Annotated in this window: 15 protein-coding genes; 4 read left to right on the top strand and 11 right to left on the bottom strand. The window is 54.3% G+C overall.

All coding sequences use genetic code 11. The features are described from left to right. The first annotated feature begins 41 nt into the window (after positions 1–41). The 3 genes from arcB to mtgA all read left to right on the top strand — a co-directional run bounded on the left by arcB (position 42) and on the right by mtgA (position 3983). Positions 42–2375 (top strand): aerobic respiration two-component sensor histidine kinase ArcB, encoded by a 2334-nt coding sequence (arcB, locus tag AC0TNG_RS04385; protein ID WP_473712477.1) that lies wholly within the window; start codon positions 42–44, stop codon positions 2373–2375. Between the two features lie 232 nt (positions 2376–2607). Then, positions 2608–3261 carry an isoprenoid biosynthesis glyoxalase ElbB gene (gene elbB / locus AC0TNG_RS04390; RefSeq protein ID WP_061716459.1) on the top strand — a complete coding sequence of 218 codons (654 nt, stop codon included), beginning with the start codon at positions 2608–2610 and terminating at the stop codon, positions 3259–3261. Beyond that, positions 3258–3983, top strand: coding sequence for a monofunctional biosynthetic peptidoglycan transglycosylase (gene mtgA / locus AC0TNG_RS04395; RefSeq protein ID WP_473712476.1), 726 nt, complete (start codon positions 3258–3260; stop codon positions 3981–3983). Before elbB ends, mtgA begins: the two co-directional genes overlap by 4 nt. A gap of 38 nt (positions 3984–4021) precedes the next feature. Here mtgA and npr read toward each other — a convergent pair whose 3' ends face one another. From npr to AC0TNG_RS04450, 11 genes are all read right to left on the bottom strand, one after another. Further along, positions 4022–4294: a PTS phosphocarrier protein NPr gene (gene npr / locus AC0TNG_RS04400; RefSeq protein ID WP_003861872.1), complete on the bottom strand. Its 273-nt coding sequence runs from the start codon at positions 4292–4294 to the stop codon at positions 4022–4024. Further along, complete coding sequence (gene rapZ, locus AC0TNG_RS04405; protein ID WP_014885397.1) at positions 4291–5145, bottom strand: RNase adapter RapZ; 855 nt, start codon at positions 5143–5145, stop codon at positions 4291–4293. The genes npr and rapZ overlap by 4 nt, the downstream gene beginning before the upstream one ends. 45 nt (positions 5146–5190) lie before the next feature. Then, positions 5191–5682, bottom strand: a complete 492-nt coding sequence (ptsN, locus tag AC0TNG_RS04410) for a PTS IIA-like nitrogen regulatory protein PtsN (RefSeq protein WP_008501443.1) — start codon at positions 5680–5682, stop codon at positions 5191–5193. A gap of 82 nt (positions 5683–5764) precedes the next feature. Continuing rightward, positions 5765–6052 (bottom strand): ribosome hibernation promoting factor, encoded by a 288-nt coding sequence (gene hpf, locus AC0TNG_RS04415; protein ID WP_008501444.1) that lies wholly within the window; start codon positions 6050–6052, stop codon positions 5765–5767. 22 nt (positions 6053–6074) lie between these two features. Next, complete coding sequence (gene rpoN / locus AC0TNG_RS04420) at positions 6075–7508, bottom strand: RNA polymerase factor sigma-54 (protein ID WP_032650397.1); 1434 nt, start codon at positions 7506–7508, stop codon at positions 6075–6077. A 47-nt stretch (positions 7509–7555) separates the two neighbouring features. Continuing rightward, positions 7556–8281 carry an LPS export ABC transporter ATP-binding protein gene (gene lptB / locus AC0TNG_RS04425; protein WP_025756692.1) on the bottom strand — a complete coding sequence of 242 codons (726 nt, stop codon included), beginning with the start codon at positions 8279–8281 and terminating at the stop codon, positions 7556–7558. Positions 8282–8287: 6 nt separating this feature from the next. Further along, positions 8288–8842: a lipopolysaccharide ABC transporter substrate-binding protein LptA gene (gene lptA / locus AC0TNG_RS04430; protein WP_024906352.1), complete on the bottom strand. Its 555-nt coding sequence runs from the start codon at positions 8840–8842 to the stop codon at positions 8288–8290. Continuing rightward, positions 8811–9386: an LPS export ABC transporter periplasmic protein LptC gene (lptC, locus tag AC0TNG_RS04435; RefSeq protein ID WP_024906353.1), complete on the bottom strand. Its 576-nt coding sequence runs from the start codon at positions 9384–9386 to the stop codon at positions 8811–8813. The genes lptA and lptC overlap by 32 nt, the downstream gene beginning before the upstream one ends. Next, on the bottom strand, positions 9383–9949 hold the full coding sequence (gene kdsC / locus AC0TNG_RS04440; RefSeq protein WP_023309356.1) for a 3-deoxy-manno-octulosonate-8-phosphatase KdsC: 567 nt from the start codon (positions 9947–9949) through the stop codon (positions 9383–9385). The genes lptC and kdsC overlap by 4 nt, the downstream gene beginning before the upstream one ends. 14 nt (positions 9950–9963) lie before the next feature. Continuing rightward, positions 9964–10950: an arabinose-5-phosphate isomerase KdsD gene (gene kdsD, locus AC0TNG_RS04445; RefSeq protein WP_008501450.1), complete on the bottom strand. Its 987-nt coding sequence runs from the start codon at positions 10948–10950 to the stop codon at positions 9964–9966. Between the two features lie 12 nt (positions 10951–10962). Then, positions 10963–11940 (bottom strand): calcium/sodium antiporter, encoded by a 978-nt coding sequence (locus tag AC0TNG_RS04450; RefSeq protein ID WP_023309354.1) that lies wholly within the window; start codon positions 11938–11940, stop codon positions 10963–10965. Between the two features lie 227 nt (positions 11941–12167). Here AC0TNG_RS04450 and mlaF point away from each other — a divergent pair, with 227 nt between their 5' ends. Then, on the top strand, positions 12168–12980 hold the full coding sequence (gene mlaF / locus AC0TNG_RS04455) for a phospholipid ABC transporter ATP-binding protein MlaF (RefSeq protein ID WP_024906354.1): 813 nt from the start codon (positions 12168–12170) through the stop codon (positions 12978–12980). Positions 12981–12983: the final 3 nt, after the last annotated feature.

A 12983-nucleotide genomic window follows, 5' to 3' on the forward strand; every position in this document is an offset into this window, starting at 1 on the left:
TTTGAGTATTATTGAGCGATAAAGTCGTGAAGGGATCCTCTATGAAGCAAATTCGAATGCTTGCCCAGTATTACGTCGACCTGATGATGAAGCTTGGGCTGGTGCGTTTCTCTATGCTGCTTGCGCTGGCGCTGGTCGTTCTGGCCATTGTCGTGCAAATGGCCGTCACCATGGTTCTGCATGGCCAGGTCGAGAGTATCGACGTCATCCGCTCCATCTTCTTTGGCTTGCTTATTACCCCCTGGGCGGTCTACTTCCTTTCCGTGGTGGTTGAACAGCTGGAAGAGTCCCGTCAGCGTTTGTCTAAGCTGGTCGATAAACTGGAAGAGATGCGCGAGCGGGACCTGAAGCTCAACGTCCAGCTTAAAGACAACATTGCGCAGCTGAACCAGGAGATTTCAGATCGTGAGAAGGCGGAGGCCGAGCGCCAGGCCACGCTGGAGCAGCTGAAAATCGAAATGAAAGAGCGCGAGGTCACGCAGATCCAGCTTGAGCAGCAATCCTCCTTCCTGCGGTCGTTCCTGGATGCGTCGCCGGATCTGGTGTTTTACCGTAATGAAGATAAAGAGTTTTCCGGCTGTAACCGGGCGATGGAGTTGCTCACCGGGAAAAGCGAGAAGCAGCTGATTAACCTGAAACCGCAGGACGTTTACTCTGAAGAGGCGGCGGCCAAGGTCATGGAGACGGATGAAAAAGTCTTCCGTCATAACGTCTCGCTGACCTATGAACAGTGGCTGGATTACCCGGACGGACGCAAAGCCTGCTTTGAGATCCGTAAGGTGCCCTACTATGACCGCGTGGGGAAACGCCATGGCCTGATGGGCTTTGGCCGCGATATCACCGAGCGTAAGCGCTATCAGGATGCCCTGGAGCGCGCCAGCCGCGACAAGACCACCTTTATCTCTACTATCAGCCACGAGCTGCGTACGCCGCTTAACGGCATTGTCGGGCTGAGCCGTATTCTGCTGGATACCGACCTGACCGCAGAGCAGGAAAAATACCTCAAGACTATCCATGTTTCGGCGGTCACGCTGGGTAATATCTTCAACGATATTATTGATATGGATAAGATGGAGCGCCGTAAAGTTCAGCTTGATAATCAGCCTGTTGATTTCACCAGCTTCCTTGCCGATCTGGAAAACCTGTCCGGCCTGCAGGCGCAGCAGAAGGGGCTAAGTTTTGTCATGGAGCCAACCCTGCCGCTGCCGCATAAAGTGGTGACTGACGGCACGCGTTTGCGCCAGATCCTGTGGAACCTGATCAGCAACGCGGTGAAATTTACCCAGAAGGGGCAGGTTGCGGTGCGCATCCGCTTTGACGAAGGCGACATGCTGCACTTCGAGGTAGAGGACTCCGGGATGGGTATTCCGCAGGAGGAGCAGGACAAAATCTTCGCCATGTACTACCAGGTGAAGGACAGCAACGGCGGGAAACCGGCGACAGGAACGGGCATTGGCCTGGCGGTCTCTAAACGACTGGCGAAGAGCATGGGGGGCGATATCACCGTTGCCAGCCAGCCGGGTAAAGGGTCAACCTTCACGCTGACGGTCCATGCGCCGGCGGTGGCAGAAGAGGTAGAAGATACCTTTGAAAATGACGATATGCCGCTGCCTGCGCTGCACGTCCTGCTGGTGGAAGACATTGAGCTGAACGTGATCGTGGCGCGCTCCGTGCTGGAAAAACTGGGCAACAGCGTCGATGTCGCGATGACCGGCAAAGCCGCGCTGGAGATGTTTAAACCCGGCGAATACGATCTTGTTCTGCTGGATATTCAGTTACCGGATATGACCGGGCTGGATATCTCGCGCGAGCTGACGCGTCAGTACGCGGCCGACGAACTGCCGCCGCTGGTTGCCCTGACGGCGAACGTGCTGAAAGATAAAAAAGAGTATCTCGATGCCGGTATGGACGATGTACTCAGCAAGCCGCTGGCGGTGCCTGCTCTGACCGCCATGATTAAGAAGTTCTGGGATACCCGTAATGAAGAGGAGAGCACCATGACGTCTGTTGATAACGCAAAAGCCCAAACGATACTCGATACCGCGATGCTGGAGCAGTACATCGATCTGGTCGGCCCGAAACTGATTACCGATGGTCTGGCGGTGTTCGAAAAAATGATGCCGGGCTATCTGAGCGTGCTGGAATCAAACCTGACGGCGCGTGACCAGAAGGGCATCGTGGAAGAAGGACATAAAATTAAAGGTGCCGCCGGTTCGGTTGGCCTACGCCACCTGCAGCAGTTGGGTCAACAGATTCAGTCACCTGATTTACCTGCATGGGAAGATAACGTGGGTGATTGGGTTGAAGAGATGAAGCAAGAGTGGCAAAACGATGTGGCGGTGCTTAAAGCCTGGGTTGACGCCAGAAAAAAATGACCCCGGATTAACCGGGGTGCGCGAATACTGCGCCAACACCAGGGAAATCGTGGCTGCGCCTGTTTTTAAACGTTATTTTCGAAAGGGCGCTGCCTGAAAAATTTAGGCCGCACGCAGATAAGATAGCAAATCTTAAATGGTTTGTTACATGAATCAGTGAAATGTGTGAAGCATAGCGTTTTAATCAAAATTATTAATGTGCTTCAGCAAGTTGCAGAAAAGGATTGTCATGATGAAAAAGATTGGTGTCGTGCTGAGCGGATGCGGTGTTTACGATGGTTCTGAAATACATGAAGCCGTAATCACACTGCTGGCCCTGGCTAAGCAGGGAGCAGAGGTGATTTGTTTTGCGCCAGACAAAAATCAGGCGGATGTGATTAACCATCTGACCGGTGAGCCGATGGTGGAAACCCGTAATGTACTGATTGAAGCCGCGCGTATTGCGCGAGGTGATATCCATCCTCTTATTCAGGCAGACCCTACAGAGCTTGATGCCCTCATTGTGCCGGGTGGGTTTGGCGCGGCCAAAAATCTCAGTACCTTTGCTGCGCAGGGCGCGGAGTGTCAGATCGATCCTCATCTGAAAGCGCTGTCACAGGCCATGCATGCGGCAGGAAAGCCGCTGGGCTTTATCTGTATCGCACCCGCGATGTTGCCTAAGATTTTTGATTTCCCGCTGCGCCTGACTATCGGGACGGATATCGATACCGCAGAGATCGTCGAGGAAATGGGGGGCGAACACGTTCCGTGCCCGGTAGATGACATTGTGGTTGATGAAGATAACAAAATTGTCACCACGCCTGCGTATATGCTGGCGAAGAATATTGCAGAAGCGGCTATGGGGATCGAAAAGCTGGTCGCCCGCGTGCTGGTGTTGGCTGAATGAGTCGTCAATCCGGTGCTGGCGCGTTGGTAAAACGTACCCTGTTGCGCATCGTTCTGGTGCTGGCGGTGTTTTGGGGGGGTGGACTCGCCCTGTTCAGCATTATGCCAGTCCCGTTCTCTGCCGTGATGGTTGAGCGCCAGCTCGGCGCGTGGCTCAGCGGCGATTTCAGCTATGTTGCCCACTCTGACTGGGTAAGCATGGACGAGATCTCGCCTTTCATGGGGCTGGCGGTCATCGCGGCGGAGGACCAGAAATTCCCGGAGCACTGGGGGTTCGACGTGGCGGCCATTGAGAAGGCGCTGGCCCATAACGAACGCCATGAAAACCGCGTGCGCGGTGCCTCAACCTTGTCGCAGCAGATGGCCAAAAATCTGTTTCTGTGGGACGGCCGCAGCTGGGTGCGAAAGGGGCTGGAAGCGGGGTTGACCCTGGGGATGGAAACGGTCTGGAGCAAAAAGCGCATTCTGACCGTCTATCTCAACGTCGCTGAATTTGGCGACGGTATTTTTGGCGTGGAAGCTGCCGCGCAGCGTTATTTCAATAAGCCAGCCAGCCGTCTGAGCATGTCAGAAGCAGCACTTCTGGCCGCTGTCTTACCGAATCCCATCCGCTTTAAAGCCAGTGCCCCATCAGGGTACGTGCGAAGCCGTCAGGCGTGGATCCTACGCCAGATGAATCAGCTGGGTGGAGAGGGTTTTATGCAGCGTAATAATCTTATGTAGGGCGGGTAAGCGCAGCGCCACCCGCCGAGGGGCGAACGTTAGTCTTCGTCAAAGCCGGCGTTAAACAGGGCAATCACCGCCGCCAGCGCTTCTTCTTCCTGAGGCCCGGTGGCTTCCACTTCAATCTGGCGCCCTTTGGCGGAATCCAGCATTAGCAGGGCGATCACGCTGTTCGCTTCCGCTTCGGTACCTTCGTCATTCCGCAGCAGAACCTCAGCATCGAAACCCTGCATCAGCTCAAACAGTTTCATTGCCGGGCGTGCATGCATACCCAGCTTATTGGTGATCTCAACGGTTTGTTTTACGGTCATGTTTTACGTTTTTCCAGCGTGCGATGACGGGACTGAACGTTCTTCCCGCGCGAGCGGAAATAGTCGGCCAGCTGTTCGGCGATATAAACCGAACGATGTTTACCGCCGGTACAGCCAATTGCCACCGTCAGGTAGCTACGATTGTTTGTTTCCAGCATAGGTAACCATAGCTCAAGGTAGCTTCGCGTCTGGTAGATAAAATTGTGAACTTCTGTGTGCCGGTCGAGGAAGGCCGCGACGGGTTTATCCAGACCGGTCATGGGACGCAGCTTCGGATCCCAGTGTGGGTTAGGCAGGAAGCGCACGTCGAAAACGTAATCCGCATCAATTGGAATACCGTGCTTAAAGCCGAAGGATTCGAACACCATCGTCAGTTCGCGCTCGCGCTTGCCCAACAGTCGGGTACGCAGCATTTCCGCCAACTCGTGAACGGACATCTCAGAGGTGTCGACAATCAGGTCGGCACGAGAACGCAGCGGCTCCAGCAGGTCGCTCTCTTCATCGATAGCGCTCTCCAGAGAGAGGTTCTTACTGGAAAGCGGGTGCAAACGACGGGTATCGCTGTAGCGACGGATCAGCGTATTGCGGTCTGCATCAAGGAAAAGCAGCTGAGGCGAGAACGCATCAGGCAGGTTGCTCATGGCCTGCTCGAAGATCTCTGGCGATTCAGGCATGTTACGGACGTCGATGCTGACGGCGGCAGAGGTTTGCCTCTCCGCAAGCGTACGGGCCAGGTCAGGCAATAACACGACCGGCAGGTTATCGACGCAGTAAAAACCCATGTCTTCCAGCGCGCGCAGAGCAACGGATTTCCCCGACCCTGAACGGCCACTGACAATCATCAGCACCATGTTCCGTTTCTCCTCAGGACAACAGATGTGAAGGCCATCTCCTGGTTATGCATCATCCTGATTGCCTTCTGCTTCAGTGATAATCTGATAGAGCTCTTCATCACTTTGGGCCGAGCGCAGCCGACGGCAAATGGTTTTATCGGCCAGACGTTTTGCGACCAGCGACAGCGTATGCAGATGGGTTTTCGTCTGGTCGGCAGGCACCAGCAGCGCGAAGAGGAGATCGACGGGCTGGTTATCAATGGCATCGAAGGCGATGGGTGTTTCAAGCTGCACAAACACACCAACGGCACGCAGGGTATCCTCTTCCAGTTTGCCGTGCGGTATCGCGATGCCGTTGCCGATACCGGTACTGCCCATTTTTTCACGGGTCAGAATCGCTTCGAATACCACCTGCGGCGGCAGGCCCAGCTGTTTTGCGGCCAGTTCACTGATGATTTCCAGCGCACGTTTTTTGCTCTGGCAGTGAACCGCACTGCGGGTACATTCCTGGTTAAGGACATTGCTCAGTTGAAGAGCGGAATCGTTGTTCATCATAATTTCACCTAAGCGCTAACTGTACAAATGGCCTGTTGTGTTTCACAACAGGCCGTCCTGCACCCGTTAACTGCCCGGACAATTAGTGTTGTTTCAGTTTATCTTTATGTTTATTGAGCTGTCGTGCAAGCTTATCAATCAAGCCGTCGATAGCAGCGTACATGTCTTGCCCTTCCGCACTGGCATGCAGTTCACCCCCGTTAACATGCAGGGTGGCATCCGAGATATGAGTCACTTTCTCCACTTTCAACACAATATAGACCTGATTGATCCTTTCGAAATACTGCTCGAGTTTTGCAAACTTCGCGTTCACAAAGTCGCGTAAAGCCTCAGTAATTTCGACGTTTTGTCCAGTGATGTTGAGCTGCATAGTGTCTTCCTTATCGGTTGTGTCAGACCAGCTGTTTACGCTGGTTGGACGGCGGAATGGATAAAGACTCTCGATACTTCGCAACAGTACGACGTGCCACCATAATACCCTGATCGGACAGCATGGTGGTTAACTTACTGTCGCTTAGTGGCTTCGCGGGATTCTCCGCGGCGATCAACTTCTTCACCAGGGCACGAATGGCCGTTGACGACGCTTCGCCGCCGCCCTCGGTATTCACATGGCTGGAGAAGAAATACTTAAGCTCAAAAATACCGCGTGGACTGTGCAGATACTTCTGCGTGGTGACACGGGAAATGGTTGATTCATGCATTTCGACGGCCTGGGCGATATCCGCCAGTACCATCGGTTTCATATACTCTTCGCCCTGCTCAAAGAACGCCTGCTGCTGTTCGACAATACAGCGGCTGACGCGTAGCAGCGTATCATTTCGGCTCTCCAGACTTTTGATCAGCCATCGCGCTTCCTGCAAATTGCTACGAATATATTGATTGTCGGAGTCGTTACGCACGCTGGTGCACATGGAGGCATACTGCTGGTTGATTTGCAGGCGAGGGATGCTGTCTGAATTCAGTTCAACGACCCAGCGGCCATTGTGTTTTCTGACCAGCACATCCGGGATGACGTACTCGGGCTCGCTGGTCTGGATCGACTGTCCCGGGCGCGGATCGAGCGACTGGATCAGATTCACCGCTTCTTTCAGCACCTCTTCCTTCAGGCGCGTGACGCGCATCAGGGAGCGGAAATCGTGGTTAGCCAACAGATCCAGATGATCGCTGATGATTAAGCGCGCCTCGTCGAGCCACGGCGTCTCTTTGCTGAACTGAGAAAGCTGGATCAGCAGGCAGTCGCGCAGATCTTTTGCGGCCACGCCTACCGGATCGAAACGCTGGATGCGCTTCAGAACGGCTTCAACTTCCTCAAGCTCTATCTCGTCGTCGCCCATGCTTTCCAGAATATCGTCCAGCGTGACGGTCAAATAGCCAGTGTCGTCAACGGCATCGACAATTGAGGTGGCAATCGCGCGGTCGGTATCGGAGAAGGGTGTGAGTTCCACCTGCCACATCAGGTAATCCTGCAGTGACTGGGTGGTTTCGCCCTGGTAGACCGGTAGCTCATCATCCTGGTAGTCTGCACGCGTACCGGAAGGGGTTCCGGCGGTGTAGATTTCATCCCAGCTGGCATCCAGCGGAAGCTCGTCCGGCATCTCTTTTTGTTCGAGTGCATCCGCGGTGTCGAGCGCTTCTGTATCCTGCGATTGCTGGGTATCTACCTCGTCATGAAGATCGGTTTGTTCCAGCAGGGGGTTGCTGTCCAGCGCCTGCTGGAGCTCCTGCTGAAGTTCTAACGTGGACAGTTGCAACAGGCGAATTGCCTGCTGTAGCTGCGGCGTCATCGCCAGTTGTTGGCTGAGCCTTAATTGCAAACCTTGCTTCATGTTCAGAGCATTTTTCTCCGGTTCGGCGTTACGTTACCTCTACCCTATCAGAGTCTGAAGTCTTCCCCAAGATAGACGCGCTTAACATGATCGTCTTCGAGGATCTGCTGTGGCGTACCGTGGGCGATCAGATTGCCCTGGCTCACAATATACGCGCGTTCACACACGGCCAGCGTTTCACGGACGTTGTGGTCGGTGATCAGTACGCCAAGCCCGCTGTCACGCAGGTGTTCAATGATACGTTTAATGTCGATAACCGAGATCGGGTCAACGCCCGCAAACGGTTCATCCAGAAGGATAAACTTCGGGTTTGCGGCCAGCGCACGGGCAATCTCAACGCGGCGGCGTTCGCCCCCGGAGAGAGCCTGACCGAGGCTGTCGCGCAGATGCTCAATGTGGAACTCTTCCATCAGCTCGTTGGCACGATCCTGACGCTGTTCGCTGGTCAGATCGTTACGAATTTGCAGGACCGCCATCAGGTTATCGTAAACGCTAAGACGACGGAAAATGGAGGCTTCCTGCGGCAGGTAGCCGATCCCGCGACGTGCGCGTGCGTGCAGCGGCAGAAGACTGATGTCTTCATCGTCAATGACAATGTTGCCGGCATCGCGCGGCACAATGCCAACGACCATGTAGAAAGTGGTGGTTTTACCCGCACCGTTAGGGCCAAGCAGCCCTACAATTTCGCCGGAGTTGACGGTCAGACTGACATCTTCTACGACACGGCGGCCCTTATAGGCCTTCGCGAGATTTTTTGCAGTTAATGTTGCCATAACGAATTAGTTACTCTTCTTCTGTGCCGGGGCCTGGCCTTTGCCTTTGTCCTGCAGCTGCGACGGAACCAGTACGGTGGTGACGCGTTTGCCTTTCTCGCTGGAGGCCTGCATTTTTTGCTCTTTCACCAGATAGGTAATCTGGTCGCCGGTAATGTTGCTGTCCAGCTGTTCCAGGTACGCATTACCGGTCAGGATGACCAGGTCCTTCGCCAGCTCATAGTGCATGTGCGTAGCGTGACCTTTCACCGGCTTGCCGTTGTCCTGCATCTGGTAGAAGGTGGCCGGGTTACCGTAACCATCAATGATCTCTTTGCCTTGCTCGCCACCCGGACGGGTCACGACCACTTTGTCCGCGTTAATTTTGATGGTGCCCTGAGTCATGACGACGTTACCCGTGAAGGTGACGACGTTGCCCTGCATATCGAGAGACTGGGTATCGGACTCGATATGGATCGGTTGGTCGGTATCGCCCGTTACAGCAAGCGCGGGGAGACTGGTCGCCAGCATCGCGCTGGCGATAATTACTTTAAGGCTGAGTTTGTTTGTTTTGAATTTCATAGGAGGTTCTAACCTTTTCAATCAGCTCGGCGTTTTTGCTGCGTAAGTTCCCGCGCATTCTCAAACCGCTGGAATTAAATGTTGTGCCATACAGTGTGACCAGATCCTGCGACGTCACGTCCTGGGTTACCAGGTTGATCTGGGCATTATCCGTCGTAATTTTTCGTAGCTGCGAGTCAGCGGTCAGGGCGTTGACTTCAACGTGGCCATACAGATAAAGCATACGGTCATTTGTCAGTTTTGCCCGATCTGACTTAATTGACCACGTCGGCACTTTGTCCTTATCAAATGTGGTCATGACAGGTTGGGTAAACCACGAAATACCATCATCTGAAAAATATTCAACATGCTGGGCAATCAGGCGATAGTTCAGCGCGCCTTCAGGGCTGTAGACCACGGTGTCGCTGTGATCGCTTTTATAGGTTGGATCGTTATTGTTGATCACTTCCGTTTGCGTATCGTCGCGATCGGCAAGGTTCACGCCAATCAATACCAGTGCGACAAGCGAAAGCAAAATGATAATCCAACGTCTGGTTTTACTCATATCGATTGCCCTTTGGCCTCATCAAGCTTGCCCTGCGCCAGCAGGAGCAGATCGCAGACTTCACGTACGGCACCGCGGCCCCCGTTGATATGGGTAACATAGTCAGCGCGCGGGATCAGCAGCGGATGCGCATCGGCAACGGCGATGCTCAGCCCAACTTCAGCCATCACGGGCCAGTCAATCAGATCGTCCCCGACGTAGGCCACGTTTTCCGGTGCGATAGCCAGTTTACCCAGTAAATCTTTAAACGCCGCCATCTTATCGGATTGCCCCTGATACAGATGGGTAATGCCTAAGGTTTCACAGCGGTCTTCTACCAGTTTAGCTTTTCGCCCGGTGATGATAGCCACCTCAATACCTGAGGTGAGCGCACAGCGGATACCGTAGCCGTCGCGAACGTTAAACGCTTTCAGCTCTTCACCATTATTGCCCATGTAAATCAGGCCATCGGAGAGTACCCCATCCACATCCAGGATGAGCAGACGAATGTTTTCCGCCTTTGCCATCATCTGGGTACTGACCGGACCATAACAGGTTGCAAGGGATGCACCCGCATTACTCATTGTCTTATCCTTCATTACACTACGCCTGCGCGCAGCAGATCATGCATATGTACCACACCCAGCAACTGGTCGCCATCGGCAACCATAACGGAGGTGATATGGCGGGACTGCATCAGGTTCAGCACATCCACGGCCAGCGTACCCGGACGCACGCGGATACCGCCTGGCGTCATCACGTCGGCAATGCCGAGCGTGCGGACATCGACACCCATGTCGAACACGCGACGCAGGTCGCCATCGGTGAAGATCCCCTGAATTTTCATCAGATCGTCGCACACGACCGTCATCCCCAGATTCTTGCGGGTGATTTCCAGCAGCGCATCACGCAGGGAGGCTTCTTTACTGACGTGAGGGATCTCATCCCCGGTGTGCATAATATCGTTTACCCGAAGCAGCAGCTTGCGCCCCAGCGCACCGCCCGGGTGGGAAAGCGCGAAATCTTCCGGCGTAAAACCACGGGCTTCGAGCAGCGCGACGGCAAGCGCATCACCCATGACCAGCGCGGCGGTGGTGCTGGACGTCGGCGCCAGGCCGAGCGGACAGGCCTCCTTGGGCACTTTCACGCACAGGTGAATGTCGGCCGCACGCGCCATGCTGCTTTCCGGACGGCTGGTCATGCAAATAAGCGGCACCTGCAGGCGCTTCAGTACCGGAATCAACGCCAGGATCTCATTGGACTCACCGGAGTTGGAGAGCGCGATGACGATATCCTGCGGCGTGACCATACCCAGGTCGCCATGCGCGGCTTCCCCCGGGTGCACAAAGAAGGACGAGGTGCCGGTGCTGGCAAAGGTTGCCGCCATTTTGCGTCCAATGTGGCCGGACTTACCCATCCCCATCACCACGACTTTGCCGGCACAGTAGAATATCTTCTCACATGCCAGACTAAAATCCTGATTAATGTACTGATCTAACTGCGCCAGACCTTCACGTTCAATCTCCAGAACGTCTTTGCCTGCTTTCTGAAAGTCAAAACCCGGCTGCAATTCTATTTGCGACATAATGCGTTTCCGTTACCCAGAGAGAAGAGGCGAGAGCCAGTACAGCATCGCCATCCATACGATAAATCCACCCGTCAGCAGCGCGCCTGCGCCTTTGCCGATCTGTCGTTGCCGCCGCCAGCAGAGCAGGGCAAATATCACGCTGACCAATAACATCACGCCGTAGTCGCGTGAGAACGCCAGGGGATTAAAGGGCCCTGGCGTAATCAGGGCCGGCAGCCCCATCACAATGGCGATATTAAATATGTTGGAACCGATGATATTACCAATGGCAATGTCATCCTCACCTTTGCGTGCCCCCGCAATGGCCGTGGCCAGCTCCGGCAGGCTGGTACCGATGGCAATCACCGTCAGGCCAATGGTCAGTTCACTGATGGCGAAATAGTTCGCCAGCACCGTCGCGTTATCCACGACCATACGCGTTGCCATCGGCATGATGATCAGCGCAACACCAAGCCACAGCAGGGCAACAGGCAGCGTGCCTTCTCGCGGAAGTTCGGCGACCTGCTCACGCGTGAGGCTATCCTGGCCCTGCTTTTCAGCCAGACGGGCGATTTTAACACTATACAGCAGCCAAATAACGGCCAGCGCCAGCAAGAAAATGCCGTCGCTGTAGCTCAGTACACCATCGTAAAATACGCACCCTGCCAGCAGACTTACGATTAACATTAGCGGCAATTCACGGCGCAGAACATCAGAATGCACGCGAAATGGATGGAGCAGTGCCGCCAGGCCTAAAATCAAGAGTATATTGACGATGTTAGAGCCAATCGCAGTGCCGACTGCCAGGTCTAACTGGCCATGCAGCGATGCCGAGACAGAGACGATGATTTCAGGAAGTGACGTTCCAACACTGACCACGGTCATCCCGATGACGACAGGCGGTACGCCCGTCAGGCGACACAGGATAGATGCAGCAAACACTAAACGGTCAGCACTGTAGACCACCAAAAGTAAACCAATTATTAACAGTGCTGTTGCTAAAAGCATCAAAAGTCCTTTCTTCAGGTATACTCGTCGGTCCATCGCGCGGAAATGGCTGGACTGCATACAGTCTGAGGCGTAACGAATTCCTAATTTTGACTTTATGCGCCGGAAAAGTAAAACAAATGCCAGCTTTCGCTAACCTCAACGGCTATTATTCTGTAAAAATGCGGAGTTGAGGGCTGATTCAGGCAGCATGCCTTAATGTGAGCAGGGTAATAAAGGAACCATAAATGAGCCAAACGATGGCGAATTTAGTCGATGTTCGCGGTGTGAGTTTTTCTCGCGCCAACAGATTGATATTTGATGATATTTCGTTGACCGTACCGCGTGGCAAGATCACTGCCATAATGGGGCCGTCCGGGATCGGTAAAACGACCCTGTTGCGCCTTATTGGTGGGCAGATCCCACCGGATAGCGGTGAAATTCTCTTTGATGGCGAAAACATCCCGGAGATGTCACGCTCGCGCCTGTATACTGTCCGCAAACGCATGAGCATGCTCTTTCAGTCTGGAGCCTTGTTCACCGACATGAATGTCTTTGATAACGTGGCCTATCCGCTGCGCGAGCATACCAGCCTGCCGCCTGAACTGCTGAAAAGCACGGTGATGATGAAGCTTGAAGCCGTCGGTTTGCGGGGCGCCGCGAAACTGATGCCTTCAGAGCTATCCGGGGGGATGGCGCGCCGCGCCGCGCTGGCGCGAGCCATTGCACTCGAACCTGATTTAATCATGTTTGACGAACCGTTCGTTGGACAGGATCCCATCACGATGGGCGTGCTGGTGAAGCTCATCTCTGAACTGAACAGTGCGCTTGGCGTCACCTGCATTGTGGTATCTCACGATGTACCGGAAGTATTGAGCATTGCCGATTACGCCTATATCGTGGCGGACAAAAAGATCGTCGCGCACGGTAGCGCCCAGGCGCTGCAGGAGAATTGCGATCCGCGCGTGCGGCAGTTCCTCGACGGTATTGCCGATGGCCCTGTGCCGTTCCGCTACCCGGCGGGCGACTATCGTGACGATTTACTGGGAATAGGGAGTTAAGCC

The sequence above is a fragment of the Enterobacter sp. PL_is514 genome, from assembly GCF_055816715.1.